The sequence below is a fragment of the Rathayibacter tanaceti genome, assembly GCF_009834165.1.
GTDB lineage: Bacteria > Actinomycetota > Actinomycetes > Actinomycetales > Microbacteriaceae > Rathayibacter > Rathayibacter tanaceti.
Map to the genome: position 1 here is coordinate 509289 of NZ_CP047186.1, position 25206 is coordinate 534494.

The following is a 25206-nucleotide window of genomic DNA, read 5'->3' on the forward strand; positions in this document are numbered from 1 at the left end:
TTTGGCTTCTGGAGCTAAGTCAGGAAATGCCGAACGGGCGCCCTGCTTTCACTTGGTTCAAAAACTGACGGCAACCATTTGCTCGAACGCGTGTCAATAGTCGAGGGTGGTGGTCTACCGCGTGCGAACTTGAGCGGCGGTCCGGGCCGAGGCCTGAATTCGTAAGCCCGCACGAACTTGGTCAAATACATTGACGGATGTGCTGGGCGCCACTTCAAGGGAGGTAACGAGCGCAAAGCGAACTGGAGTCGAATCTTTAATAGCGTCTGAATGCGCGTCAACGTCTAGCCGAATGACTCCATTCTCGCCAAAGTTCACACCCGCAGATCCGTCCAGTACATGTTGTTGGACGGTGCCGTTTAGGCTGGGCCAATAATCGGCTTGTGAGGCGCTCGCCCCGATAATATTTGTGTCCGGATCCTTAAGTGTGAGCTTTACTCCTCGGTACTTGCGTGAGCTCGGCTCAATTGGTGTCAGCCATGCGAGCGTCACGGTTAGGCGGCGCCAAGCCGTAGAAGATCGAAGGTCGGCCGGCAGGGGAAACTCAAAGCGCTGCCGATCCCCGGCCCGAAGGGTCCCAGCGCCCACGATAAGTGCACGATTTGTAAGGGCAGACATTGCGCGATTCGAATCTACGCTGCCATAGCCAAGAAGTTTAGTGAGGTTTCTTCGAGCCCGAAGAGTTTCATGCAAGGGTCCAAGCTCTGCGATCAGTCTGTCTTTATTGATCCCCCATCGTGCCGAATGCACCAATAGGGCCTTGACTAAAACGGGGTGATATTGGGCGTCGGGCCAGGGAAAAGGGTCTCCAACTTGAGAAGGATCCTCTAGAGTTGAAAAAATAGAAGCTGCGGTGCGAGTCGCCAGTGCGGCAGCATTACTCGAGCCATGAGTGTACGCCACGCCCGTTTTCAGTCCCGAGTGCGGAGGGCCAGCCACTAGGTGTCCGGGTCCTTCGTTTCCAGGCTGGCCTGGCTTGATGCGAACAGAATTGCCATCCTGGGGCGGGCGGGAGTAGAACGCCCTCCCAGCAGACATGTATAGGTCTGGTTTCACGGATCCACGGAAACCGAGCCCGACGGCGCTGTACAGCGCGGGTGCGCCCTCTGCCGTGGCATCCAAAACGGTGTCAGGTGCTTGCGCTCCTGAGCTGTCTTGATGGAGGGCGCCGACCGAGATCGCGTTAATAGACTCGGCTGGAGACAACATGCCACGGTGTCGCGCGGATGCGTAAGTCGCCTGTCGCGCGGCGGAGTGGAGAGTCTCCGCACTGCTGGTGGCACTCGCCGGTATTTCAATAGGAAGTCTTACGTGATTTCCGGCACTTACAATGATGAGTACGTTGTAGTTCACCGACAGCCAGTCGATGACTCTCGCTGCCGGACTCATGCGGTTTACGAATACTTTAGTATCGTCACCTATCGATAGATTGATAACTCTCACGCTTGGTGCGGCGGCGGGGGAGCCGTCGTCACCGTCAACTATCCGTTTGATCGATCGATGGAGGAGGTCGGGAAATAGCAGGTCACTCTTGGCAACCTCTCGATCACCGAATTCGTGGGGCGTAAGTATGGGGCGAACATAGATGCGACCAGCGATGGGCTGCGATCCGTCCCTGAGGTCGCCTCTAATGATCAAAGAAGCCATCGCCGTGCCATGTGCGCGGGCCGAAATGGGATACTCTTGCGCTAAGTCATCGGGGTCGTCGACTATGACTTTGCCCGCAAGGTGGGGGTGATTGGCTATCGGCAACCCATCGAGTAGGGCAACTCGAGGGGGCGACGTATCAGCTTCCGTGGGGGTGGGGAGTTCTTGTGGCTCAAATGCGCTGGTTGTTTCAAAGGACATGGGCCGATATGGGCTCACGAACATAACGGCATCGGTCGTCAAGACGGCCAAAGACTCCGCCCCATCTTTGACGACGGACTCCACGGCTTGTATGGGAATGTCGGCAAGGAGGGCATGGTAGCTTGCCTCCGCAATTATTGTTGAAGAGACTACCTGACCACCGCTTGCACTAACTACTCTTCGTACGTGACCTTCTGCCCTTATTCGCAGGTCCGCGTCGCTTCGAAACCATAACTCAATCTCTACGCGCTTACTGCTTCTGTACGGGCCCGCTGCTTCGAGATCTTCGCTCCACTCCTCCAGGAGGCCTGTCTCTCGAACTCTATCCTGAATACTCCAAGGTCGAACATTTCGTAGTTGCGCGAAAACTTGCTTAAGGGGATTGAAGCCCGTCCTTAGTGTCACGCGTGGATTTTCTTCCCACTGCTTGAAAAGAGACACGAGTTGACGTGCGGCGGCTGCGTCGGACATGACAACGTGAAGTGTGCGAGGCACGGGCTTGTTGACTGCTACGGAATGTTCCTCTAGATGAAAAAGGGAATCCGGTTGACTCTTTTCCTCGTCAACTTCCAGCAGGTAGTCGAAGCCCGGCACTTTTGCCGCCGCTTTGCGGAAATCCTCTACTGTTCCGGCGAGGTCAAAGACGACAATGAGCGAGGGGTCACCCTCGTCGGCTGCTTCGTGCACATTGACCCGACGCGCCTCTAGAGCGCTATGAAGTCGATCGAGCTTAGGGCCGATGCGTGCTGCCTGCTCTGCCGGCGGTGGTCCAACTACTTTGGGGCCGGGAAAGCCAGTCCCGCTAGGCTGCCTCACAGTGGCTGCCGCAGGGAATGCTAAGTACGGGCGAGGGTCGCTCACGACGATGCCTGGCTACGCCACATAGCGATTCGTTCTCGCACTATGGTCGGCGTATCGGCGCCAGGGCCTGTCAAAATCACTCTGCGGCGAATATCTTTTGCAAATTCTTCGACCTCGGCATAGCTCGCGCCGGCTAGCTTGTCAGCCAAGGTGCGGGGGGTGAAACCTAAATGACCCCCGAGTTGCTTGACGAGACCCTCAAGATAAGCGGTCATATTGGTGCGAGACGGGCTCTCAAGTGTTATGCGTAATTGAAAACGTCGCCACGCTGCCCTATCAAGCAGTTCGCTGTGATTGGTTGCGCCAACCAGGATGACGTGAGCCGGCAGTCTGTCTATCTGCATTAGCAGGGTGGAAACTACGCGCTTAATTTCGCCCGTTTCGTGGGCGTCTGCTCTTTCTTTCGCTAGTGTGTCAAGCTCGTCGAAGAACAGGACGCAGCGACGCGTCCGCGCGAAATCAAACACCTGGTCCAATCGAGCCGTGGTTTCTCCAAGAAAGCTCGATACAACACCCTCGTACCTAACCGTGTAGAACGGGAGCATTAACTCCGTGGCAAGGGCCTCAGCTAAAGACGTCTTTCCGTTGCCGGGGGGGCCTTCGAAGAGTACGCGATTCCTGGGTTCGATGCCGTAGCTTCGCAGAAGATCTCCGCGGTGGTGCTCCTCGATCAACTCGCGGACGCTCTGCTGTACGAGCGGCGCGAGTCTAAGGTCGTCAATTCGCTTGCGGGGTATAACCTCGTGGACCAGGTCCGAGACGGCGGAGCTGTAGCTGTCGCGCTGAGGGGTGCCACTATGCCCATGCGTAGTGATTAACTCTGCAAGGCGATCCGCTAGAAGATGATGCTGATTCGCCCGCTCCTCGGCAATGATGGTCTCGACGAGACCTCGGAAGCGAGACTTATCACCGCGCTGTTCGGCTTCGATGAGATCGAGTAGGAGATCAGAACGGGCCATCGGTGTCTCCTCGTGCCGTAGTTAACACTCCAACTGTATCCGACGTGGGTGCCCCCCGTGCCAACCATGCCGTGAGAACTTTCTTTACTCGTTCAAGCGCCGGGCTTCGCCCGGCGTGCCCCACCTGCGGTGCGTCCGGTCCTCGCTCCGCTGCGGTCCGGGCGCTCCTCGGCGGGCCGCCGCGATGATGCCGGTCCCTCTTAACCAGCAAGATCCGCCTCTCCACGTGTGAGGGGCGGGTCCGCGTGCCGACGCCATCGCGAGGCACGTTGCTGGTCCGGGGGACGGCGCTACGTCGAGGCGCACCTCCTGGTCGCAGGTCCCGAAGGCTTCCACGAGGGGCCTAGGGCTTCACGGCCCGCTGAGGTGAAGAGCAAGTCAGGCGCGCTCGGCACGACGATCTGCCCCACGAGCAGTGACAGGTCGAGGTGGATCTCGACATCGCGGAGCAGCTTGAGGCGTGCGAAGGCTCGCTGCACGTAGGCGCGCGCTTCCTCTCTTGTCCAGCCGTTGAGCCCCATCAGGACCTCCATCACCTGGTCAAGGTCCGGGGCCCGGCCGATGTGCTGCGTGTTGTGGCACGTCTTGCACAGAGCGATGAGGCCAGCAAGGACCTGAGTCAGGCCGTCGCTACGCTCCTCGAAGCGCCAGATCTCGTGGCAGTCGGGATGCTGGACTTTGCGATACGGGCCGTACGACTCGCCACCGCAGATCTGGCACAGCTTCCCGGCGCGGGCCGAGACGCCCAGGCGGATCCGATCCCACTCCGACTCCCGTGCGATCTTGCGGACGTTGGACCCGAAGACCTGGGGCGGGAGCACATCGGCACGCATGCGCACGTGACCGGCCGGCGCATCGGGCATGAGCGTCGGGACGAACAGGTCGTGCCAGTCGGCGGTGGTCATCGGAGCACCACCCCACCACGGACAGCAACGCTGACAGCAACGTGTCCACATGCGTGGTCGTCTCGGCGGCCTCGGGGGACGCAAGCCGCGGGCTCCAGCGGCCTCGGCGGACGACCGTGGACGCCCCGGCTCTGACTACGGATCAGAAGGTTGGGGGTTCGAATCCCTCCGGGCGCACTCTGGTTGAGACAGAGCAGAACGGCCCGCTTCGGCGGGCCGTTCTCGTTTTTCCTAGGGCTCATCTGGGGTTTCTCCTTCTCGCGCGCTTCAGGGGTGCCTCCCTGGTCGCGGGCGTGGTTGCTGCGTTCAGGCGCCCCAGGTGCCGTGTCAGGCGGTGGTGCCCGCGGCGGGAGGCGGCGGTCCTTCGCATGTTGGCGATCGACTCCTCCGCCGCAATGAGATGTGGTGGCAGCAGGGGCGCAACGGTGATGGCGGCCCCCCGACTCACCGGATACGGACGTCCTGCTGACCTCGTGACCGAGCCGCTCCTCCAGTGGTTCCGCGGAACGGAAGCGGAACCCCCTGATCTGCGCGCGGTGTGACGAACATCTCGGATCCGGGCGACGCAGCCGTGAGTCGTCGAGGAGGGGGCCGCCGACCGGGGGAGAGAGGCCAGAGCGGTCCGCCTCGGCGAGATGCTCGGGCTTCTCGGCGGATCTGGTGCTGCGGCGGTCGATGAGCGTGGACGCTCTCGGCGAGCGGAAAGTCGTCCTGCCGCTCGCGAAAAGGAGCCGCCGGACCGCCGGCACGCCTGGCTGTCCTCCTCCCCAAACGCCATCTCGCGCCGTTCTCCCCAGATGACGCCGTCCGCGAGACGGTCACATCGACCTGAGCAATATTCTTTTTTCGTGGGGCTGAAGAGTCGCCGCCGACGCGTTGCGTTCGGACGGCTGAGGAGAGGACATCGGATGAGTCGAACGGAACAGTCGGGGCGGGACGAGCGCGGACGACCACGAGCGCGAACCGCGCGAGCACTTGTCGGGACGACGGCGGGCTGCGTGCTCGTCGGCGGCCTGCTAGGTGGAGGATTGGCGCCGCCTCCTGCAGTCGCCGCCGACGCCCCGCATACGACGATCGAGAACACTCTGCTGCACGGCGGTGCGACGAACGCGGGAATCACGACGATTTCGGCGTGGGTCCGTGCGGGCGAGACGCTCCGTGTGGACCTGCATCCGCTCAAGGCCGGCTCCGGCGCAGGCGAGGGCGAGAGCGGCGGAGGATCGGCCAAGGTGACCGCTCCCGACGGCTCCGTCCTCGACGAGCAGGTCTTCCCACGGGGCGCGCCGCCGTCGGTCTCTGCAGGAGGCTCCTTCGTCGCTCCCGAAACGGGGGTCTACCGGATCGATGTCGCCGACGACGATGTGACCGCTCCGGTCAATCTGCTGTGGAGCGTCGGAGTCGCTGACGCGGGCGGCACCGGGCTCGCGGGTCGTGTGTGGTCGAACTCCTACGCGATCCAGTCCGGAGCGCGCGAGTCGTACTCCTCTCCGGAGGAGCGGCGTTCCTCGTTCACGCTCCACGCCATCACCGAGACGGGCGCGCGGTACGAACTTGGCCTCCGCGGGTACGACGGAGTCGCGTCGACGCTGCAGGCCACCAACAAGGGGAACGTGCGGGTCGGCTCCTCCGACCCCTCCTACCTCTCGGTGCCCATGCCGCAGTCGTCCGAGGCAGGCGGAGTGGGCTCGCAGTACGTACAGGCGTCAGGCCGCTCGGGGATCGACGGCTTGCAGACCTACAAGCTCTTCCTCGATCCGCCGTCGCCGGATCTGCCCGAGTCGATCGCCCCCGACTACCGCGCTCCGACCATCGAGGGGCTCGCTTTCCGGAGGGCGTCGGCGGGGTCGAACGCAGGTTCGTTGACCGGCACGCTCGGTACGCAGCCGGGCACGGTCGTCGTCGATGTGGATGTCGACGGGGACGGCGCCTACGACGGTGCCCGTGACGTCCACCTCTCCAAGATCGCCGGGAAGACCGGACCGTTCTCGGTCGACTGGGACGGCCTCGACGCGCAGGGTGGAGCCGTCGACATCACCGATCCCGACGTGACGTTCCGCGCTGCCGTCGGGAGGACGAACGAGTTCCACTTCACGCGGGTCGATGCGGAGTCCTCCGCGGGCGGAGTCTCGATCGTCCGGTCGACGGGTGGCGACAGCAGCCCGTCCTCGATCCACTGGGACGATTCGCTCCTCCAGGATCCGGGTGCGAAGCGCTACTCGAGCACCGCCGCTGCCACCTCGGGTGAGGGAGGCAGCGACTCGACGGGGGGAGTCCACCGCTGGGAGGGTGACGACTCCGGCGAGGGTCGCGCGCCGAATGAGAACGACTCGGTGCACGGCTCCTACGGGGACCTGCGCGCGATCGACGACTGGACCTCCGGCTCGGATGGAGCTGAAGCCGTCGCCACCCTCGCGCCGCTCACCCCGCACGTGACGATCGCCAAGACGTCCACCGTCGATCCCGGCACCCCGCTCCTGCCCGGGGCGAGGGTCCCGTACCGGGTGACGCTCACCTCCGACGGGTCCGGCGACTACGCCGATGCATCCGTCGTCGACTACCTCGACGAGGGCGTCCTCGACGACGCCGACCTCGACGCCACGACGATCCACACCTCGCACGGCTCGGCGACGGTCGACCCCAGCACCGGTCGGATCAGCTGGACGGCGGGAACGCTCCCCGTCGGGACGACGGCCGAACTGACCTTCGACGTGGTCGTCACCGGGGCGGGCGACGACGCGCTCAGCAACACGGCGTGCCTCGCCGGAGCACCGTTCACACCCTCCGAGTCCGGAACGGGCACCGACGCCAATCCCTGCGCGACCGTTCCACACACCGTCGGCGACGGCGCGCTCCGCCTGAGCAAGACACCCTCGCAGCCCAGCGCGGAGCACGGCGGCACTGCCGGCTTCGACATCGTCGTGGCGAACACCGGCTCGGTCGACGCGACCGACGTCACCGTCACCGATGTGCCCACGCTCGATCACCTGATCGAGCCGACCATCGACACCGGTTCCGGAGGCGTCCAGCCGGCCGCGCAGCCCGTCACCGGTCTCGACATCCCGGCCGGCGGGCAGGTCTCGCTGCACGTGAGCGGGCGAGTGGCCGAGGGCGTCGACGCCTGGACGCTACCCAACAGGGCGACGATCACTCAGCAGCCGGAGGGCTTCGACCCGCCGACGGTAGACAACGCCTGCGTCGACGATGCCGCGTTCTCCTGCGCCGAAATCCCGGTGCCTCCCGTCGAGGGGAGACTCTCGATCGACAAGACGGCCATCGACGAGACCGTCGAGCACGGGCAGCGCGCCGGCTTCCGGATCGTGGTGACCAACGAGGGGACCCGCCCGGCCGAAGGGTTCACCCTCACCGACGTCCCCGAGCTCGAGCACCTGAGCGGCGTGTCGATCTCGCAGGACGGCGGCCCTGAGTCGGCCGACCTCTCCGTCGAAGGACTGTCACTGGCACCGGGTGCCTCGACAACGTTCACCGTCACCGGGCAGGTCGCCGAAGGCGTGGACGCGTGGACGATCCCGAACCGCGCGCGGATCGATGGCGTGCCCGAGGGCTTCACGCCGACCTCGGTGGCGCACGCCTGCGACGACGACGCCTCCTCCAGTTGCGCCCTCGTCACGGTGCCGCCCGTCGGAATGGTCCCCACGGTGCTCGCCTCGACGGGAGCTGTCGCCGGTCCGCTCGCACTGGGCGGGGGTCTGCTCCTGCTCTGCGGGGGCGTTCTGACGGCCGTCCGTCGTCGCGCACTCCGCGCGACGAGCGCGAAGTAACGACTCCGGGTCCCGGGCGGTCGCAGCGCCGCCCGGGACCCCCGATCTCCTCCGAAAGCAGCACAGCATGACTCACGCCGACCTCCCGCTCCGTGTCACCGAGCGCTTCCCCCTTCCCGACGGACGGAGAGGGGTCAGCACCTGGTGGGCGAGCGACCCCGAGCAGCTGGAGCAGCAGCTGCGCACCCGTGCAGGTCACGGGCATCCGGAACGCGAACCCCCGCGGAGGCTTCACCGCTGTCCACCCGGCGTCCTCCTCATCGAGGAGCGCGTCGGCGATGCGCTCCGACCTGTCGCCCCCGAGCTCCTCGCCCGCACCGATCGGCGCTGGCATCGGGCGCTCCTGCGATCGCGACGAGCGGACTGGCTCCGTCGGATGATCGGCCCGCGGGACCTCGCGTCGACGGAGGCGCCGGCCGCCGCCTCTCGATGGGTAGAATCCGCCGATCGCCGGCATCCGCCCGGCTGACGCCGGTGTCGCTGAGGGATGTGATGGATAGCTCTCAGCCGCGATCGTTTCTGGGACCGGGGGAGGGGAATGCCTTCCGAGAAGACTCCCCGGGCCATAGCCTCTCGGAATGAGCGCTCCCGCCGCGTGGTATCCGGATCCGACCGTCCCCTCACTTCTCCGCTACTGGGACGGGAAGGTGTGGACGGAGCATACGCATCCCGTCCCGCAGGCGGGAAACAGCTCAGAGAATGCAGCCCCCCTCGCGGCCCAGCCGATGTCACGACGCGAAAGGCGGGCGGCAGAAGCGGAGGCGGAGGCGCAAGCACAAGCCGATGTTCAGGCGCAGGCAAGTGCGGAGAGGCGATCGGGTCCCGAGTCCACATCCCGTTCGGAGAGGAACTCGCCCGCCTCGGTGCGGTCCCGATCCGAATGGAGTGCGCCAATGCACCTGCCGCTCCCCGTGGAGGAGGAGGCGCCGACCCGGCCCGTACTCCATTCGGATCAGGAAGTGCCCACACAGTCTCGATCCCTCTCCGCGGCGTCCGCGTCTCAGGAAGCGGAGATCCTGAGCCAGGAACCGGACGTGCTCGACGAATTGACCAGACCAGCCGAGGAGCCGCCGCTCACCGGGTCGGCGTCCGTGACCGTCCCGTTCTTCGGGGCCCGCAGGTTCGCCAGGGACCTGGCCGCCCGCGTCGCCGAACTGGAGGCGTCGATCGAGAAGTACGGGCTGCTCGAGCTGATCGAGCTCGACGCGGAGAAGGAACGCCGGGCGTCGGAGATCGCCGCTCAGCACTCCGCGAGCGAGGCGGCCGCCGCGCAGCGCATCGCCGAGACCACTGCGCGCCTCGCCACCTCCGGCGCCGTGCTCGCGGCGCTCGAAGCAGATATCGCTGCGCGGCGATCAGACCTCTCGGCACTGCAGGAGGAGATCATCGGTGTCCGCGGTTCTCTCGAGATCCAGGAACTCGGTCTGTACGACTACGAGCATCCAGCGGAATCCTCAGCGGACCTCGCGACCCGCTTGGAAGCACTCCGATCCGAGATCAAGACCGCCGTACGGGAGAAGAGGGCGGCACACTCGGCCGCCACCTTCACGTTCAACAACTCGCAGACCCAGGGTCGCACGTTCCTGCGTGATATGACCAAGCTCCTCCTGCGCGCCTACAACGCAGAAGCGGAGAATTGCGTGAAGACGGTGCGTGCCGGCAATCTCGCCACCGCCCAGGCGCGACTGAGCAGGGCCGCCGAGACGATCGAGCGCCAAGGATCGATGGTCTCCCTCACCATCGATCCGGAGTACCACTGGATGCGCCTGACGGAGATCCAGCTCGCCAACGACCACCTCCAGGCTCTGCAACGGGAGAGAGAACTCGAGCGTGCTCGACGCGATGAGCTCAGGGAGCAACGGAAAGCGGAACAGGAACTCGCCAGGGAACACGAGCGCCTCGACAAGGAACGTGCCCACTACATCGCAACCCTCTCGGCCCTCGAAGCCAACGGCGACACCGCCGGAGCCGAGCGCCTCCGGGCGAGGATCGAGGACGTCGATCGAGCGCTCACGGACGTGGACCACCGCGCCGCCAACGTCCGCGCCGGCTACGTCTACGTCATCTCGAACAGAGGAGCCTTCGGCGGTGGCATCGTCAAGATCGGGATGACGCGCCGCCTCGAACCCATGGACCGGGTGTACGAACTCGGCGGCGCCTCTGTGCCCTTCCGCTTCGATGTCCATGCGCTGTTCTTCGCGGACGACGCGGTCGGGATCGAGACCATGCTCCACCAGACGTTCGCATCCCGCCGCGTCAACCGCGTCAATCTGCGCCGAGAGTTCTTCTTCGTCACACCCGAGGAGGTTCTGGAGCAGCTCAAGGCGCACTCGGTCGAAATCGTCGAGTTCCGAACAGAGGTCGCGTCGGAGGAGTACCTCGCCAGCGTCGCTCTCACCACACCGGCGAGCTGAGGAGAGACCCGCCCGACGGGGCGTCGACGCGGGACCAGGCCGTTCGCGCGCTCAAGCGGCGTGCTCCGCCGGATCCGCACACTCACGCTCGTCCGTCTCACCCCGCTCGGCGCGGTCCTCCGGCCCGTCGGCAGTCGCGAAACGCGCCCGCTCCAACCCGGCGAGCAGCACAGCGAACGCGTCCTCGAGGGCCTCCGTGTCACGCAGGAGCACGCGCTCGCCAGTCGCGGCATCGAGGCGGACGGTCCGATAGGTCGGGCGCGGGAGGTCAGGGACAAGGGTGATGACCCCCAGCACGGCACCGTTGCGCCTCGCGCGGGCGACCCAGCGGTTGGCGTGGGTGCGGGACAGGATCATGACCGGGACCGTCCTCGGTGACGTGATGCGGGAGCGGGACTGCGGCGATCCTCTCGGAGTTCGCTGCACGAAGCACCACCGATTCCTGTGCTCGAGACCAGGAGGGCGGATCAGCGTGCTTGCGCCGCGCCACCCAGCGCGCACACGAACCCGGGCGCGACCGGATCGGCGGCGCCGCCGACCGGTCCGCTGCCGGTCGCGGAACCGTCAGGCGCACCGCAGCCGGAACCGCTCGTGCGCCTCCGCGCCGTCGACGAGATCGGCCAGCAACTCGCCGAGGACCGGCCCGAACTTGAATCCGTGCCCCGAGAATCCGGTCGCGAGAGTGATCCGCCCGACCCGGTCGAGCACGAAGTCCTCCGTGGGCGTGCTGTCGTACAGGCAGCTGATCGGATCCGCAGTCGCGGCGTCGACCCCGGGGACCCATTCCGCGACGTAGGCGGCGAGGCGGGCGAGCGCTTCCGGCTCCGCGACGAAGCTGCGCAGATCGGGATCGACGACCGGCCCGGTGCCGTGCTCGCCGACCTTCACGCCGACTCCCGGCGTCGACAGCCCGTAGACCACCGGCAGCCCGGCCCGGTGGTGCGCGAAGCTCGGCCACGGGTCGAGGGGGAGCACCGTCGTGAAGTGGGCGGGCTGCTCCTGGGTGATCCGCACGGGAGGGAGGCGCCGACCAGCGTCCGCGACCAGGCCGCGAACGAGCTCGGGCGTCCAGGATCCACCGGCGACCACCACCGCATCGGCCGTCAGATCGCCGTCGTCGGTGAGCACGCGGACCCCAGTCGCCCGCTCCTCGAGGCCGAGCACCCGTGTCCCTGTCCGGAGGTGCGCGCCGCGCCCGAGAGCGGAGTCGAGCATGGCGTCGATCGCCGCCGCCGCGTCCAGGCGACCGCCCTCCGCGTGCAGCAGCACGTCCGTCTCGAACCGCAGCCCGGGCCAGCGGCGCTGAGCCTCGGCGGCGGCGAGCCGCACCACTGGAATCCCGTCGCGGAGCAGGGCCGCCTCGATGCCGCGCAGAACGGAGGCGTCGCCGTGGTCGAGCGCACCCACCGGGCTCAGCAGTCGCCTCCCCGTCTCGGCCTCGAGCCGTGCCCAGGCCCGCCCAGCGAGTCCGGTGAGGGCGCGGTAGTCGTCCTCGACGTAGCCGCGGCGGAAGATGCGCGTCGCGCCGTGCGAGGAGCCGCGGTCGTGTCCCCGCTCGAACTGCTCGAGCAGCACCACGCGATCGCCGCGTTCGGTGAGGGCGCGCGCCGTCGCCGCTCCGACCAGGCCGGCTCCGACGACGACGACGTCGCGGGTCACGGGGCTGCCCTCGCCGCCCGGCGGCGGACGGGCAGCGCTGCGACATCGCGCACCCGCTCGCCGACGTTCACCTGGCCGGGTTCGGGGTGGGGCGACCTCGCCTCGACCTCGCCTGGCGTCGCCTGCCGCCCTCCGATCACCACCGCGACACTGGCGAGCTCGGAGGCGGCCGGCCCGCTGAGCGGGACGGGCGCTCCGGTGAGGATATCCATGCGGGCAGTCAAGCAGGTCAGGACGAAGACCGCGTCCTCATCGCCCGGTCGGCGTCGGTGTTGTCCGTCGGTGACTGAGGCAATCTGCTGGCTATCTCGCGTGTCTTCCTGCCGCAGATGTGAGTGGCTCTCTCGGCTCTCTCGGCGCTCGACCGCCCCACCTGGGGGCTCAGACGCCGCCGGATGCCTGCTCGGCGTGCCGGTCGTAGGCGACAGTGCGACAGTGCGACAGCGCGGCGGCGATCGACGGTGACCGCCGCAACGGTGTCGAGTAACGGCCCTGGTCGGTCATGCCGGGGCCGACGCGGGAGACGGACGTTGGTCGCGCCCCTTCGTCACGTCGGATCGTGTCCACGTCGATCACCGAATGCCGCCACCGTGTCGCCGCCACATCGCGCGAGTGGCGTTGCATCGCCCATCGGTGAACGCAGCCCGAGACCGTCGTCCTGCGCGCGTCATCGTCGTCGCCGAGCCGGCCTCCCTCCTGCCCACGCGCGCGACGATGCGGTCTCCGCTCTCGTGGCCGACCGACTCGCCGCCGCCCTCCGGCTTCTGCCGCCCCACCCGCCTTCGACTCGCCGGTGTCGAGCCGGTGCTCCAGCTCCTTCGGGGTCATGGTGACGGCGTCGCAGGTCGTCAGCTTCTCGCCGTGGGTGGGCGGCGCGTCAGTGGGCCCCCGCGCGGGCATCGATCGTCACCGTCGCAGCGTGACCGAACAGGGAGAGGTCAAGCCCCGTGCGTGCTCCGACGGCGCGCGTAGCGTCGGAGGAGTCCGTACCAGCCGACCAGCGCCGGCACTCGCCGCCGGCAGAGAAAAGGTCTTCATGCCCTCCCGCAACACTCTCGTCCGCAGTCTCCACGACCTCGGAGCCGCCGCCTGGTTCGGCGGCTCGCTGATGGGCGCTGTCGGGTTGAACGGCGCCGCGTCCACCTCGGCAGACCCGGCGGAGCGTCTCCGCCTCTCCTCGAACGGATGGGCACGCTGGACCCCGGTGCAGTTGGCCGCGATCACCGCGCACGGCGTCGGCGGCATCGGTCTGATCCTCGCGAACAAGACGCGTCTCACCAACCAGCGCGAGAGCCGCACTAACACTGTCGTGAAGACCATCGTCACCGGCCTGGCCGGCACCGCCTCGGTGGTCGCCGCGGTCGCCGGAGCGACGCAGGCCAAGCGCGCCGACGAGGGCGCGCCCGGCGTGACCGAGGCGTCCCCGCAGAACTCGCAGGAGCTGACCACGGCCCTGCGGGTGCAGAAGATCACTCAGTGGGCGATCCCGCTGCTCACCGGCGTCATCATCGTCCTCGGCGCCCAGCAGGGCGAGCAGCAGCGGCCGGTGAAAGGCCTCTTCGAGACGACGGCGCGGATGTTCCGCCACTAGTCGTCACCACTCGTGCGGAGAACCTCGGCTGGGAGTACTCGGACTCCACCGTCGTGGACGAGGGCTGCTCTCGGCCGAGGTCCGGCGTGCGGGGCTCGCGCCGGCCTGCGCCGCGAGGGAGGTGGCCTGGGCGCCCCGCCTCGCGCGCCCCGCCGCCGCTGAGGTGTGACCGCCTCGACCACTCCGGACGGATCCGTCGGAACGTCCCGGGATCCGCGCGGCTAGGCCGTTCCTCCGACGGTCATCCGGAGTGGCGAACGCGATCGACCGGGCGCGGGTCTGCCGAGGAGGCCTCCTCCGGCACGCGGCTCAGGATGTCGCCCGGCTGGCAGCCGAGGACCTCGCAGATCGCATCGAGGGTCGAGAAGCGCACGGCCTTGGCGCGGCCGTTCTTCAGGATCGAGACGTTCGCCGTGGTGATGCCGATCGCCGCCGCGAGGTCGGTGACCGACATCTTTCGCTTGGCGAGTTCGACGTCGAGGTGCAGGACGATCGCCATCAGACGACCTCGGAGAGTTCACTGCGCTGTGCGACGGCGAGGTGCAGGAGCCGCCGCATGACCACCACGAGCAGCGCGAGGGCACCGGAGGCGGCGGCCACGAGCAGGAGGACGACCACCAGGAGGGGGACGGAGACGACGACGGCCGAGGCGACGGCGCCGAGCACCGCGAACACGGCGCCGAACGCGAAGGCGCCGATCGCGACGTCGACCCAGATGTCGGAGCGGCGGTCGCCCGAGAACAGCACGTCGTCGTAGGCGAGGGTCAGCAGGCGCCAGACCGCGACGATCACCGCCTCCACACAGAGGACGCCCGCGATCGCGACGGCCACGAGCACCGCGTCCATCGGGCCGCCCTCCAGCACCTTCGCCGCCATCGGTCCGACGCCGGCCTGGATGAGGACGCAGCCGAGGAGGAGGACGATGAGCAGAGTGCGCAGGGCGCGGAGGACGTTTCGTGGCATAGCGAGCTCCAAAGTATCGAAAGACATGCGTTTCGTATCGACTTTCAATACTGTCTCCCGATCGTCCCCGGGGCAAGCCGTCGGCGAGGGGTGGCGGTCCTGGCGGCGCGGCGCGCGCCCCGGGCGATCGAGGCAGCGGGTCCGGAGGCTCGACCAGCGTCGCGATCGCCACAACCGCGTCCGGGGCCAGGCTGTGGTCCGCGCTACTGCCGCGCGAACGCCTCCCGGTAGAGGGCGGCGAGCTCGGGGGAGCTCTGCCCGCTGAGCCCGCAGGTCAGGATCGTGTCGCCGTCGGCTGCGATCAGGTAGTCGACGCCCGTCTCAAACGCGATCGGAGCGCCGTCGACGGCCGACTCCCGGCCCTGGCCGACCGTCACGGAGTCGCCGACCTCGCCCGCGAAGCGCTCGAGCACGCGCAGCGTGACCGTGCGCCTGTCGATCGAGCGCACCTCCGCGCGGAACGCGAGCTGAGCCGGGGCGAGCGCGGCGGCCGTCACCGGCGAGCACATCGCCGAGGGCCCGCCCGTGCTCGGCAGCGTGAGCGTCGAGGTGCTGCCCCCGCCCACTCCGAGCGCGAAGGGCAGCAGGAGCGAGGCGGCGGCTGCCGCGCTGAGCGCCCCGACGCCGACGATCAGCCAGGGGGAGCGGCGGCGGGGGCGCGTCGTGCGCGCGCCGGTCGCGATCGCGATGTGCTCCGCGAGCTCGTCGCGGCTGAGCGGAGGGAGGCTGCGCGCAGGATCGACGGCTCTCAGGAGGCGGCGGGCGTCCTCGTCGTCGGTTCCGGTCATCTGGCCCGTCGCTTCGGGCGGGTGCGGATCGAGGGAGTCATAGAGCTCTGCGAAGCTGCGCCGCGCACGGTGCAGGCGGATCGAGACGGTGTCGGCCGGGACGCCGAGGACCACCGCGATGCCGCGGACGTCGAATTCCTCCCATGCCCAGAGGTGCAGCAGCTCGGCGTCCGAGTCCCGCAGGCGCGCGAGCACGAGGCGTGTCCGCTCGTCGGCAGTGGACGCGCCTTCGGCGTCGTCGATCTGCACCTGCGGAGGATCGACGACGGCGATCCGCTGCGCCAGCATCACCTGGCGACGCTGCATCCGCCGAGCGTTCTGCAACTCGAGGCGGGCCACGCCGGTCGCCCACGGGACAGGGTCGTCCTCGGGCAGGTCGTCGCTGCGGCGCCGGAGCGTCGAGAGCGTCGCGGTGAGCGCGTCGTCAGCGGTGGCGGAGTCGGTGCGCCGCCAGAGGTAGCGGCGCACGGGATCGGCGACCGCGGCAGCGACCGCGGCGAACCGGTCGGGACCCGCGAGGGGAGCTGGCATGTGCCTCATGTTCCCTCCTGTTCGTGAGAGGTGCCCGCCTTTCACCGGCGCGTTGAGCTGTGATTCCGCCCAGGGCGCCGCCACGACGCGGGCGCCGCGCCGACTCCGACCGTCAGGGGGAGGAGACTCCGACGAGTTCCAGCCAGCCGGCGACGAACGGCTCGATGTCGTCCACCTCGTCGAACGCGAGCGCATCGAGGTCGACCCCGCGGCACTCGACGGTGAGCACGTGCCCCCGCACCGAGGCGGCGGCGCGCACGGCACCGGCGCCCTCCCACACCTCGAACGGCTCCGGGGCGCCGTCGACCGGGATCTCGGCGATGCGGGTCGGCGCGGGTAGCGCCTCCGGCTGCATGAACGAGACCGGAGCCTCCTCCCGGCAGCACAGCAGCGCCACGTCGTGACGCGGGTCGCCGAGCGTCGTGCGCGTCTGCACCGAGGGCAGCGCCGCGCCCGGCAGGGCCGCACCCGCGAGGAACGACAGGCCCCTCGGCCCGCCCGCGAACACCCACTCTCCGAGCAGCCTCGGCCCGCTCCAGCCGGACACCGCCCAGAGGGGCAGATCGCCGAACGACCCGCGGATCCGCGCCGCCCACTGGTACAGGCGCACGGCGGACTGCGCCTCGTCGAGCCGACCGGTGCCCTCCATGGCCCGATCGTAGGACGGCCGCCCTCGACGGGCCAGGCCCTCGCTACCCTGAACCTCGACCCCCGCCTCTCTTCCCCGCCGAGGAGCCCCGTGCCCGACGGCGGGCCTCTCCCGGCGATCGGCCGGCTCGGCGGCGACCCGCAGGAGCACTGACCGCCCGGACGCGGCCTGCTCTCGGGACGCGGCAGGCCCGCGGCGCCTCCCGAGCATCACTGCGCCTACCACTTTTGGGGGAGGCCGCAACCCGGTGCGCTCCCAGGCGGCTCCCGCCTAACGTCGAGCACGACGACCGCAGCAGCGGAACGCCGCACACCGAGTGAGACAGCAAGGAGCACCACCGTGCCGCAGATCATCGAGACCGTCGACGTCAACGTCCCCGTGTCCGTCGCCTACAACCAGTGGACCCAGTTCGAGGAGTTCCCGCGCTTCCTCGACGAGGTCGAGTCGATCCAGCAGGTCACCGACACCCTCACCGTGTGGAAGGTGAAGGTCGGCCCGGTCGAGCGCGAGTTCGAGGCCAACATCACCGAGCAGCACCCCGACGAGCGCGTCGCCTGGAACAGCACCGGAGGCGAGACCGACCACGCCGGTGTCGTCACCTTCCACAAGCTGTCCGCCTCCGAGACCCGCGTCACCGTGCAGCTCGACTGGGAGCCCAAGGGCTTCCTCGAGACGCTCGGCTCGCTCGTCGGAGCCGGCAGCCACGCGGTGAAAAAGGACCTGGACAACTTCAAGGAGTACATCGAGAAGCAGGGCACCCCGGACGGCTCCTGGCGCGGCGACGTCGAGGCCTGAGCTCATGACGGACAGCATCCCCGCCGACTCCGACTCGGAGGGCGCGAAGAAGCCCGGCGGCCTCGGCGGCGACGCCACCATCCCCGACTCCGAGGATGGGCTGGCGGTGGGCGTCTCGGGCGACTCCCACTTCAACCCCGAGGAGGACGCTCCCGAGGAGCCCTCCGAGAGCTGACCGCTCTGCCTCAGCGAGATGCCACTTGTGCGCGCGAGACGCCGTGAGGCCTGCGCACAAGTGGTCTCTCGCTGTGGAGGCTCAGCCCCAGGCGCGGGTGTACTGCGGCGGCACCGGGAGCGGCGCGCCGAGTTCGCGCGCCATCCGCACCGGAGCGTTCGGGTCGCGCAGCAGCTCGCGCGCCAGCAGCACCACATCGGCGTCGCCGTTCGCGACCACGCCCTCCGCTTGCTCCGCCGTGGTGATCAGTCCCACGGCTCCGACCAGCGCACCCGTCGCCCTCCGCAGGTCGCGGGCGAACGGCACCTGGTAGAGCGGGGCCACCGGGATGCTCGCGTGCACGAGGCCGCCGGTGGACACGTCGAAGAGGTCGACGCCCTCGGCGCGCGCCCACTCCGAGACGGTGATCGTCTCCTCCAGCGTCCAGCCGCCCTCGGCCCAGTCCGTCGCCGAGAAGCGCACGAGCAGCACGAGGTCGCCGATCTCGGCGCGGATCGCGCGGACGACCTCGAGCAGCAGGCGCGCCCGGTTCTCGAGCGGGCCGCCGTAGGAGTCGTCGCGCCGGTTCGAGAGCGGCGAGAGGAACTGGTGCAGCAGATACCCGTGCGCGGCGTGCAGCTCGATCACGTCGAAGCCCGCGTCCACGGCGCGGCGGGCGGAGGAGCGGAAAGCCTCGACGAGGCCGGGCAGATCCTCTGCGGCGAGCTCCCGCGGCTCGGCGTAGCCCTCGAAGGCCACGGCCGACGGGGCGACGGTCGGCCAGCCGCCGTCCTCCGGCGGCACGGAGCCGCGTCCGCTCCATTCGCGGTAGGTCGAGGCCTTGCGGCCGGCGTGAGCGAGCTGCACTCCCGCGAGTGCGCCCTGCCCGTGCACGAAGTCGACGACCGGCGCCCACGCGTCGCGCTGCTCGTCGTTCCAGAGTCCGGTGTCCCACGGGCTGATCCGCCCCTCCGGGACGACCGCGGTGGCCTCCGCGATGACGACACCGACTCCGCCGCGCGCGAGGGAGCCGAGGTGTACGAGGTGCCAGGGCGTGGGCACGCCGTCCTGCGCCTCCACCGAGTACTGGCACATCGGAGCCGCCCACAGGCGGTTGCGTGCCGTCCTCGAGCGGAGCGTCAGCGCCTGGAACAGTGCGCTATCAGTCATGGTCTCTCCTGTCCTGCTGCCCCCAGTGCACCCGCGCCGCTGCGAGATGCCACTTAGGTACGCGACGCGCCGGGGAAGGCGTACGCACGTGGCATCTCGCGGAGGGGGGGCACGTGCTGCAACCGGGCCCGGGGCCCGGGTATGCCCGGGTCAGCGTGGCCAGGTCGATCCGGGCGCGTCCTGCCAGACGGTGCTCGGCGGAGCGAGCGACTCCAGCTCCTCGAACAGCGCATCGGGGATCTCGAGCGCGTCGTCGGCCACGAACGAGTCGTAGTGCTCGGAGGAGGTGGCGCCGACGACCGTCGTCGTCACGCGCGGGTCGCGGGTCGAGAACTGCAGCGCGGCGGCGGCGAGCGAGACGCCCGCCCGGTCGCAGGCCGCTCCCATCGCGGCGACGGCGTCGACGATCTCGCGGGGCGCGGGCTGGTACGCGTAGGAGGCGACCGGCTCGGGCCAGCGCGCGAGCGCGCCTCCGCCGTAGACCGCCGCGTTGACCACGATCACGCCGCGGTCGACGGAGGCGTCGATCAGCTCCTCGGACGAGCGGTCGACCAGGGTGAAGCGGTTGTGGGTGATCACGGCGTCGAACAGCCCCGTGTCGACGTAGTGGCGCAGCATCGGTGCCGGCCCGCCCGAGATGCCGATCGAGAGCGCGACGCCCGCCTCCTTCATCGCCACGAGCGCGCGGACGGGGCCGTCCTCGGCGAAGGCCTCGTCGTACGAGATCCGCTCGGGGTCGTGCAGGTAGAGCAGCGGGAGGACGTCCATCCCGAGCCGCTCGCGACTCTCGTCGAGGCTGCGCCGCATCCGCTCCGCCGAGTAGCTGCCGGTCGTCGGGTCGCGGTCGAGCTTGGTGACGACGGTGATGCCCTCGGGGACTCCGCCGCGCGCTTCGAGCGCCTCGCCGATCAGGCGCTCGCTGTGACCCTGCGTGTACTCGTTCGAGGTGTCGATCACCGAGACGGGGCGGGAGCCGGGGTCGGAGTCGAGGACGCGCTCGAGCGCCGGCACCCGGTCGAGGTCGGCGACGCGCTCGGGCCGCCACGAGGTGCCGAGGGTGAGCCGGGTGACGCTGGCACCCGACGGGCCGAAGGGTCGGAGGCGGGAGGGCTGCGGAGTCATCCGCCCAGCCTGGCAGCGCCGGGGCCTCCGCCGCATCCTGACAGGAGGTGAACGGTCGGTGGACGGGAGCGGTCCGCCTCGACATCGCTTCTCCCGCTGTCGGCCGAGAAGCGTCATGAGCGTCCAGGACGAACGCGCGTGCTGACCGAGGGAGGCTGGCAGAAGTCGCCCTCTCACGTCCGCCGACGTCCCGGCCACCCCTCACACCTCGCGCGCCCGCGGGATCCGCAGACCGAGCAGCGCGCTCGCGCCCAGCAGCACGAAGGCGGAGGCGAACGCCGCCGCAGGCGAGGCGGCGTCGGCGAGTGCGCCCGCGAGCAGTGGCCCGATCACGCCGCCGAGGTCGGACGCGGCCTGGAACACCGATACCGGCTTGCCGCCGCGCTCGCCCGCCGCATCGCCGACCAGTGCGCCGGGCGCCGTGCCCATGAAGGCGGCCGCCGCTCCGTAGACGCAGAGCAGCACGACGAGCAGCCACAGCTCCGAGACGAACGGCATCGCGAGCATCGCCACCGCCGCGACCGCGAAGCCGCCGATCAGCGCCGGCCGCCGCCCCACCGTGTCCACGAAGCGGCCGGCCGGAGCGAGGGCAATCGTCTGCACGACCGCGGCGATCGCGAACGCGATGCCCGTCCAGGCGGGCTCCCCGCCCAACCCCTCGACGACGAGCACGGGAACGAGTGTCGCCCGGACGCCCATCGCCGACCAGCCGAGAGCGAAGTTGGCGAGCACGGCGCTCTGGTAGCGGCGGTCACGGGCGACCTCGCGCAGCGGGCGCACGGCACCGCGGACTGCGGGTACGGCGTCGCGCTCGGGACGCCGCAGCAGCACGAGACCGACGAGCCCGGCGATCGCGAGCGTGCCCGCGTAGAAGAAGAAGGGCGCGGTCAGCGAGATCGCCGTCAGCACGCCGCCCACCGCAGGCCCGGCCATGCCGCCGAGCAGGAACCCGCCCTGGTAGAAGCCGATCGAGCGGCCCCTCCGCTCCGGGCTGGCCGTGCGCAGGAGGAGCGTCATCGCCGCGACCGAGAACATCGCGGAACCGACTCCGCCCGCCCCGCGCAGCACGAGCAGTTGCGGGTAGTCGGCGGCGAGCCCGACCAGCGCGCTCGAGAGCGCGACGATGCCGATGCCGGTCGCGAGCACCAGCCGCTCGCCGAACCGGTCGACCACCGGCCCGACGAAAGGATTCGCGATCAGCCGCATCAGCGCGAACGCCGACACCACCGCGCCGACCGCCGTGTAGTCGACTCCGAAGCTGCGGACGTAGGTGGGCAGCACCGGCACGACGACGCCGAAGCCCAGCATCACGAAGAACGCGACGACTCCCAGCACGAGGACGTCGCGCGGCAGCGTCTCGCGGTCTCGGGACCGCCACGGAAATCGCACCCGACGACGCTACCCCGTGCGCCGCCTCCTGCCCGCCTCCTCCCTCTTCTGTCGTGACGTCCCGCGCTCTCCCCGGCCGGGAGCGGCGCGTGAGGGCAGCGGGCGGCCGAGCGGGCCCCGTTCCGTGTCCTCTCGCCAGGTGGCCGTCAGTCAGTGGGAGGAGGCCGTGCTCGGTCCGGCGCCGATCGACCAGACCCGTGGCGGCACCGCGCCGGTGACGGCGTGGTCGCCCACGATCCGCGCCTTGAACACCCAGGGGTTGTGGCTCGCGGCCGTGCGGGCGTTGCGCCAGTGCCGGTCGAGGTTCTTGCGGGTGCTGACTCCGGAGGCGCCCAGCGCGTCGAAGATGTCGGAGGTTGCGCGGGTCGCGAGCTGTGTCAGCACGATCTGCGCCTGCGCCGACTCCAGCTCTGCCAGGTCGTTCAGGCGCTCGTCCTCCGCGGAGTCGTCGCCGAGGGCCGCGTCGTGCGCGCGCTGCAGCGCCTGCGCCGCCCGCTCGACGATCGCCGACCCCGCGTACGCCGCCGCCGAGACCTGCCCCACCACTTGCAGAATCTGCGGATCCGCCGCGAAGGAGTCGGCGTTGCCGTGCGAGAAGATCCGCCTGCGATCCCGTACCTCCGCGGCGATCTCACGCTCGGCCCCCGCGATCGATCCGGCGAGGACCGCGAGCAGCACGGCCTGGTAGAAAGCGGTCTGGTAGCGGAACCGCGTGGCGAAGTCGATGACGTCCTCCGCGGCGACGACCGCCTCCGTGAAGGTGGTGGTGCCCGAGCCGGTCGTGCGCTGCCCGAATCCGTCCCAGTCGTCGGCGTGCTCGACCCCGCCCTGGTGTGCGTCGACGATCGCGATGACCGTCTGACCGGTGTCGGTGCGCTGCGCGAAGGTGTCGATCCAGTCGGCGAAGATGCTGCCCGTCGAGTAGTACTTGGCTCCCGTGACCGTGAAGCGAGTCGGGTCGCCGTCGACCGGGACCAGCTTCGTCTGCACCTCGCCGATCGCGACCGTGCCGATCTCGGTCCACGCGTTCCCGCCGAGCTGTCCGTCGGCGAAGCGGCGGAGCCAGCGCTCGCGGGTCCCGTCGGTCGCCAGCAGCCGGTCCTCGACCAGCGCGAAGTGTCCGCGCAGCGCCTGCGGAATGTTGGAGTCGGCGGCGGCCAGCTCGGTCAGCAGCCGGAAGAGCTGCGGGAGGGTCGCCCCGGCGCCGCCCGCTTCCACCGGCACGCGCACCGCGCCGAACCCCGCAGCGGCCAGCGCCCGGATCTGCTCGACCGGCAGTTCGCGGTTGCGCTCCCGCCCGGCAGAGCCGGCGGCGATCTCGGCGAACAGCGGGCGGAACCTCGCCGCCAGCTCCTCGTACTCGGGAGCCGCTTCGACAGCGGGCTCTGCTCGGGTCACGGTCATGATCGGCTCCTCTCGCGCTGCGCCCGGCCGGGCCGCACGCCACGACGGTATTCGCGACGCCCCGGCCTCGCGCGGTCTGTGTCCCTCCGTGACATCGAGGAGCCTCCGCCGCGCGGCCGGACGCGGGAATGCTCCGCCCCGAGCAGCGTTGGCTCTGGGGATGGCTTCTTCCGCACACGTCCACCCGTCCGACTCCCGCCGTGCCCTCGTCGTCGGAGCGACCGGCATCGGCGGGTCCGCCCTCGTCGACCTGCTCACCGAGCGGGGCTGGGCGGTCAGCGCTCTGTCGCGGCGTCCTCTCGCCGAGCGACCCGGTGTCACTCCGCTCGCCGCCGACCTCCTCTCGGCCGACGACCTCGCGCGGGTCCTCGCCGACCAGCGCCCGACGCACGTCTTCTTCACCGCCTGGTCGCGGCAGGCGACGGAGGAGGAGAACATCGCCGTGAACGGCGGCATGGTGCGCGACCTGCTCGCCGCCCTTGCGCACGCTCCGGTCGAGCACGTGGCCCTGGTGACCGGGCTGAAGCACTACCTCGGTCCGTTCGAGGCCTACGGTCAGGGCGCGATGCCCGACACTCCGTTCCACGAGGAGGAGGAGCGCCTCGATGCTCCGAACTTCTACTACGCGCAGGAGGACGAGCTGTTCGCGGCGGCCGAGCGCGCGGGCTTCGGCTGGTCGGTCCACCGCTCCCACACGGTGATCGGGTACGCAGTGGGCAATGCGATGAACATGGGGCTCACCCTTGCGGTCGCCGCCTCGATCCACCGCGCGCAGGGCACCCCGTTCGTGTTCCCCGGGTCGCGCACGCAGTGGAACGGCCTGACCGACATGACCGATGCGACGGTCCTGGCCGAGCAGATGGTCTGGGCCTCGACGTCGGAGGCCGGGCGCGACGAGGCGTTCAACGTCGTCAACGGCGACGTGTTCCGCTGGCGCTGGATGTGGTCGCGGATCGCGGAGTACTTCGGTGTCGAGCCGGTGGGTCCGGGGGAGGAGCCGCAGCCGCTCGAGCAGCAGATGGCCGGGGCGGGCGAGACGTGGGATCGTCTGGTCCGTGAGCACGACCTCGCCGAGCCGGACCTCGCGAGGGTCGCCTCCTGGTGGCACACCGATGCCGATCTCGGGCGCCGGATCGAGGTCGTCACCGACATCGGCAAGTCGCGGCTGGCCGGATTCACGACCTACCACCGCACCGTCGACTCGTTCACGGCGCTCTTCGACCGCTACCGGCAGGAGCGTTTGATCCCGTAGCCGCGCTACGCCACAGCCGGGCCCTCCTGCTGCACCGGCATCAGGGCCTCCGGGGACAGCTGGTGCCGGACGAAGCGGAGCGTGAAGCTGCGACGGTCGCCGCTGGCGATCCTCTCTGCGAGGACGCGGATGCCGAGCACGGCGACGACGCGCCACTGTTCGGGTTCGTGTCCGACGACGGCGTAGAAGACGTCGCCGGGCCGGACGGGCACGGCGACGGTCGTGGGGATTCTCGTGCCGCTGGTCATGACGCCGACTCCTGGAGCTGGCGGACCTCGCGAGGGCGCGGGTGCTCCGCGCGGCCGTCCGCCGATCGCTCAGGAGGGGGGCCCGAGCGACCGGCGTCCGGTCATGCACGCGACGCAGAGGTCGAGCCCGCCGAAACGACCTCGCGCCGCACTGGCAGTGTAGAGCTGTCTTCCTGACGATCGCACGGAATGTCAACCACTTGCGAACGCGCTTATCGGCGTCTGAGAACGTTCGGAAACGACAGAACCCGCCTCCCAGGTGGGAGGCGGGTCGGGTCGTGCTGCTGCGGCAGAGGCCGATCGAGTGCCTACTCGGTCGGGGGACGTCAGGCCGCGGGCTCCGCTCGGCGGAGTGGGACGGCGGCGGTCGTGGTCGGTTCGGCCACGATGCGCAGGCCCGCACCGCTGTTCGCCCGCTCCATCAGCGCTTCGACCCACTCGGGGTTGATCGTGGGCTGGCGGCTGCCCTTGAACTCGAACTGGATCGGGATGGTGGGGTGCATCCAGATGCCACGGCGCCCGGTCCCGGCCTGGGGGCTGGCATCGAGCGTGAGAAGGAAGCGCTCGTCGCGGCGGAACTTGTTGATGACGACGATCTGGAGATGGGCGAGGGCGCGGTCCTCGACCTCGATGGCGGCAGGAGGCGTGCCGTACAGGATGGTGCCCATGGTCTTCTCCGATCTGACGAGCGAGTGGCTGACGGAGCCGACCCTATATCGCTAGAA

At 69.2% G+C, this 25206-nt stretch carries 24 protein-coding genes, 1 tRNA gene and 1 pseudogene; 8 read left to right on the top strand and 18 right to left on the bottom strand.

Annotation, left to right across the window (positions count from 1 at the left end; translation table 11 throughout):
* Positions 1-114: 114 nt before the first annotated feature.
* From GSU10_RS02385 to GSU10_RS02395, 3 genes are all read right to left on the bottom strand, one after another.
* On the bottom strand, positions 115-2535 hold the full coding sequence (locus GSU10_RS02385) for a S8 family peptidase (protein WP_132504812.1): 2421 nt from the start codon (positions 2533-2535) through the stop codon (positions 115-117).
* Between the two features lie 170 nt (positions 2536-2705).
* Positions 2706-3668 carry an AAA family ATPase gene (locus GSU10_RS02390; protein WP_082844947.1) on the bottom strand — a complete coding sequence of 321 codons (963 nt, stop codon included), beginning with the start codon at positions 3666-3668 and terminating at the stop codon, positions 2706-2708.
* 290 nt (positions 3669-3958) lie between these two features.
* Entirely contained in the window at positions 3959-4573 is a 615-nt protein-coding gene (locus GSU10_RS02395) for an HNH endonuclease family protein (protein ID WP_068208064.1), read from the bottom strand.
* An 87-nt stretch (positions 4574-4660) separates the two neighbouring features.
* Between GSU10_RS02395 and GSU10_RS02400 the strand changes: the two genes are divergently transcribed.
* The 4 genes from GSU10_RS02400 to GSU10_RS02415 all read left to right on the top strand — a co-directional run bounded on the left by GSU10_RS02400 (position 4661) and on the right by GSU10_RS02415 (position 10766).
* Positions 4661-4750, top strand: a tRNA-Arg gene (locus GSU10_RS02400).
* An 851-nt stretch (positions 4751-5601) separates the two neighbouring features.
* Positions 5602-8352 (top strand): DUF7927 domain-containing protein, encoded by a 2751-nt coding sequence (locus GSU10_RS02405; protein WP_068208062.1) that lies wholly within the window; start codon positions 5602-5604, stop codon positions 8350-8352.
* A 67-nt stretch (positions 8353-8419) separates the two neighbouring features.
* On the top strand, positions 8420-8821 hold the full coding sequence (locus GSU10_RS02410) for a hypothetical protein (protein ID WP_132504810.1): 402 nt from the start codon (positions 8420-8422) through the stop codon (positions 8819-8821).
* Positions 8822-8930: 109 nt separating this feature from the next.
* Positions 8931-10766 carry an SNIPE associated domain-containing protein gene (locus GSU10_RS02415; protein ID WP_082844945.1) on the top strand — a complete coding sequence of 612 codons (1836 nt, stop codon included), beginning with the start codon at positions 8931-8933 and terminating at the stop codon, positions 10764-10766.
* A gap of 51 nt (positions 10767-10817) precedes the next feature.
* Here the strand turns inward: GSU10_RS02415 and GSU10_RS15250 are convergent, their stop codons facing one another.
* From GSU10_RS15250 to GSU10_RS15685, 5 genes and pseudogenes are all read right to left on the bottom strand, one after another.
* The gene (locus tag GSU10_RS15250) at positions 10818-11123 is read right to left on the bottom strand and encodes a hypothetical protein (RefSeq protein WP_068208056.1); all 306 of its coding nucleotides are present in this window, start codon (positions 11121-11123) and stop codon (positions 10818-10820) included.
* A 207-nt stretch (positions 11124-11330) separates the two neighbouring features.
* A complete protein-coding gene (locus tag GSU10_RS02425; RefSeq protein ID WP_068208054.1) occupies positions 11331-12425 on the bottom strand; it encodes an FAD-dependent oxidoreductase in 1095 nt (364 codons plus the stop codon).
* Positions 12422-12637, bottom strand: coding sequence for a hypothetical protein (locus GSU10_RS02430; RefSeq protein ID WP_068208051.1), 216 nt, complete (start codon positions 12635-12637; stop codon positions 12422-12424). The genes GSU10_RS02425 and GSU10_RS02430 overlap by 4 nt, the downstream gene beginning before the upstream one ends.
* 169 nt (positions 12638-12806) lie before the next feature.
* Positions 12807-13001, bottom strand: coding sequence for a hypothetical protein (locus GSU10_RS15415; RefSeq protein ID WP_241972904.1), 195 nt, complete (start codon positions 12999-13001; stop codon positions 12807-12809).
* A gap of 60 nt (positions 13002-13061) precedes the next feature.
* A pseudogene (locus GSU10_RS15685) lies at positions 13062-13325 on the bottom strand (hypothetical protein); the annotation flags it as partial.
* Positions 13326-13461: 136 nt separating this feature from the next.
* Between GSU10_RS15685 and GSU10_RS02440 the strand changes: the two are divergent.
* Positions 13462-14016: a hypothetical protein gene (locus tag GSU10_RS02440; protein WP_068208140.1), complete on the top strand. Its 555-nt coding sequence runs from the start codon at positions 13462-13464 to the stop codon at positions 14014-14016.
* Between the two features lie 241 nt (positions 14017-14257).
* On the opposite strand, the gene GSU10_RS02445 is transcribed toward GSU10_RS02440, so the two are convergent.
* From GSU10_RS02445 to GSU10_RS02460, 4 genes are all read right to left on the bottom strand, one after another.
* Positions 14258-14515 (bottom strand): helix-turn-helix domain-containing protein, encoded by a 258-nt coding sequence (locus tag GSU10_RS02445; protein WP_068208045.1) that lies wholly within the window; start codon positions 14513-14515, stop codon positions 14258-14260.
* Positions 14515-14979: a DUF2975 domain-containing protein gene (locus tag GSU10_RS02450; protein ID WP_068208042.1), complete on the bottom strand. Its 465-nt coding sequence runs from the start codon at positions 14977-14979 to the stop codon at positions 14515-14517. The genes GSU10_RS02445 and GSU10_RS02450 overlap by 1 nt, the downstream gene beginning before the upstream one ends.
* 203 nt (positions 14980-15182) lie before the next feature.
* Positions 15183-16298 carry a sigma-70 family RNA polymerase sigma factor gene (locus tag GSU10_RS02455; protein ID WP_132504806.1) on the bottom strand — a complete coding sequence of 372 codons (1116 nt, stop codon included), beginning with the start codon at positions 16296-16298 and terminating at the stop codon, positions 15183-15185.
* A gap of 112 nt (positions 16299-16410) precedes the next feature.
* Positions 16411-16947, bottom strand: coding sequence for a hypothetical protein (locus GSU10_RS02460; RefSeq protein ID WP_068209597.1), 537 nt, complete (start codon positions 16945-16947; stop codon positions 16411-16413).
* A 339-nt stretch (positions 16948-17286) separates the two neighbouring features.
* Between GSU10_RS02460 and GSU10_RS02465 the strand changes: the two genes are divergently transcribed.
* The gene (locus GSU10_RS02465) at positions 17287-17742 is read left to right on the top strand and encodes an SRPBCC family protein (RefSeq protein ID WP_068209594.1); all 456 of its coding nucleotides are present in this window, start codon (positions 17287-17289) and stop codon (positions 17740-17742) included.
* A 4-nt stretch (positions 17743-17746) separates the two neighbouring features.
* Positions 17747-17917, top strand: coding sequence for a hypothetical protein (locus GSU10_RS15255; RefSeq protein ID WP_166971883.1), 171 nt, complete (start codon positions 17747-17749; stop codon positions 17915-17917).
* Between the two features lie 81 nt (positions 17918-17998).
* Here the strand turns inward: GSU10_RS15255 and GSU10_RS02470 are convergent, their stop codons facing one another.
* The 4 genes from GSU10_RS02470 to GSU10_RS02485 all read right to left on the bottom strand — a co-directional run bounded on the left by GSU10_RS02470 (position 17999) and on the right by GSU10_RS02485 (position 22981).
* Positions 17999-19066, bottom strand: coding sequence for an NADH:flavin oxidoreductase/NADH oxidase (locus tag GSU10_RS02470; protein ID WP_068209591.1), 1068 nt, complete (start codon positions 19064-19066; stop codon positions 17999-18001).
* A 150-nt stretch (positions 19067-19216) separates the two neighbouring features.
* Positions 19217-20188, bottom strand: coding sequence for an aldo/keto reductase (locus tag GSU10_RS02475; RefSeq protein ID WP_068209588.1), 972 nt, complete (start codon positions 20186-20188; stop codon positions 19217-19219).
* A 201-nt stretch (positions 20189-20389) separates the two neighbouring features.
* The gene (locus tag GSU10_RS02480) at positions 20390-21577 is read right to left on the bottom strand and encodes an MFS transporter (RefSeq protein ID WP_068209585.1); all 1188 of its coding nucleotides are present in this window, start codon (positions 21575-21577) and stop codon (positions 20390-20392) included.
* Positions 21578-21727: 150 nt separating this feature from the next.
* Complete coding sequence (locus tag GSU10_RS02485; protein ID WP_068209582.1) at positions 21728-22981, bottom strand: acyl-CoA dehydrogenase family protein; 1254 nt, start codon at positions 22979-22981, stop codon at positions 21728-21730.
* Between the two features lie 160 nt (positions 22982-23141).
* On the opposite strand from GSU10_RS02485, the gene GSU10_RS02490 reads away from it, so the two are divergent.
* On the top strand, positions 23142-24233 hold the full coding sequence (locus GSU10_RS02490) for an SDR family oxidoreductase (protein ID WP_068209579.1): 1092 nt from the start codon (positions 23142-23144) through the stop codon (positions 24231-24233).
* Between the two features lie 5 nt (positions 24234-24238).
* Here GSU10_RS02490 and GSU10_RS02495 read toward each other — a convergent pair whose 3' ends face one another.
* Together GSU10_RS02495 and GSU10_RS02500 are read right to left on the bottom strand one after the other, a co-directional pair.
* Complete coding sequence (locus GSU10_RS02495) at positions 24239-24481, bottom strand: hypothetical protein (RefSeq protein ID WP_068209576.1); 243 nt, start codon at positions 24479-24481, stop codon at positions 24239-24241.
* A gap of 326 nt (positions 24482-24807) precedes the next feature.
* Positions 24808-25149, bottom strand: a complete 342-nt coding sequence (locus GSU10_RS02500) for a DUF7882 family protein (protein ID WP_068209573.1) — start codon at positions 25147-25149, stop codon at positions 24808-24810.
* Positions 25150-25206: the final 57 nt, after the last annotated feature.

What these genes read in the sequence shown, in the direction of transcription:
- GSU10_RS02390 (WP_082844947.1), bottom strand. Translation starts at nt 3,668, where the DNA reads ATGGCCCGTTCTGATCTCCTACTCGATCTCATCGAAGCCGAACAGCGC.
- GSU10_RS02395 (WP_068208064.1), bottom strand. Translation starts at nt 4,573, where the DNA reads ATGACCACCGCCGACTGGCACGACCTGTTCGTCCCGACGCTCATGCCC.
- GSU10_RS02410 (WP_132504810.1), top strand. Translation starts at nt 8,420, where the DNA reads ATGACTCACGCCGACCTCCCGCTCCGTGTCACCGAGCGCTTCCCCCTT.
- GSU10_RS02415 (WP_082844945.1), top strand. Translation starts at nt 8,931, where the DNA reads ATGAGCGCTCCCGCCGCGTGGTATCCGGATCCGACCGTCCCCTCACTT.
- GSU10_RS15250 (WP_068208056.1), bottom strand. Translation starts at nt 11,123, where the DNA reads ATGATCCTGTCCCGCACCCACGCCAACCGCTGGGTCGCCCGCGCGAGG.
- GSU10_RS02430 (WP_068208051.1), bottom strand. Translation starts at nt 12,637, where the DNA reads ATGGATATCCTCACCGGAGCGCCCGTCCCGCTCAGCGGGCCGGCCGCC.
- GSU10_RS02440 (WP_068208140.1), top strand. Translation starts at nt 13,462, where the DNA reads ATGCCCTCCCGCAACACTCTCGTCCGCAGTCTCCACGACCTCGGAGCC.
- GSU10_RS02445 (WP_068208045.1), bottom strand. Translation starts at nt 14,515, where the DNA reads ATGGCGATCGTCCTGCACCTCGACGTCGAACTCGCCAAGCGAAAGATG.
- GSU10_RS02450 (WP_068208042.1), bottom strand. Translation starts at nt 14,979, where the DNA reads ATGCCACGAAACGTCCTCCGCGCCCTGCGCACTCTGCTCATCGTCCTC.
- GSU10_RS02455 (WP_132504806.1), bottom strand. Translation starts at nt 16,298, where the DNA reads ATGCCAGCTCCCCTCGCGGGTCCCGACCGGTTCGCCGCGGTCGCTGCC.
- GSU10_RS02460 (WP_068209597.1), bottom strand. Translation starts at nt 16,947, where the DNA reads ATGGAGGGCACCGGTCGGCTCGACGAGGCGCAGTCCGCCGTGCGCCTG.
- GSU10_RS15255 (WP_166971883.1), top strand. Translation starts at nt 17,747, where the DNA reads ATGACGGACAGCATCCCCGCCGACTCCGACTCGGAGGGCGCGAAGAAG.
- GSU10_RS02470 (WP_068209591.1), bottom strand. Translation starts at nt 19,066, where the DNA reads ATGACTGATAGCGCACTGTTCCAGGCGCTGACGCTCCGCTCGAGGACG.
- GSU10_RS02475 (WP_068209588.1), bottom strand. Translation starts at nt 20,188, where the DNA reads ATGACTCCGCAGCCCTCCCGCCTCCGACCCTTCGGCCCGTCGGGTGCC.
- GSU10_RS02485 (WP_068209582.1), bottom strand. Translation starts at nt 22,981, where the DNA reads ATGACCGTGACCCGAGCAGAGCCCGCTGTCGAAGCGGCTCCCGAGTAC.
- GSU10_RS02490 (WP_068209579.1), top strand. Translation starts at nt 23,142, where the DNA reads ATGGCTTCTTCCGCACACGTCCACCCGTCCGACTCCCGCCGTGCCCTC.
- GSU10_RS02495 (WP_068209576.1), bottom strand. Translation starts at nt 24,481, where the DNA reads ATGACCAGCGGCACGAGAATCCCCACGACCGTCGCCGTGCCCGTCCGG.
- GSU10_RS02500 (WP_068209573.1), bottom strand. Translation starts at nt 25,149, where the DNA reads ATGGGCACCATCCTGTACGGCACGCCTCCTGCCGCCATCGAGGTCGAG.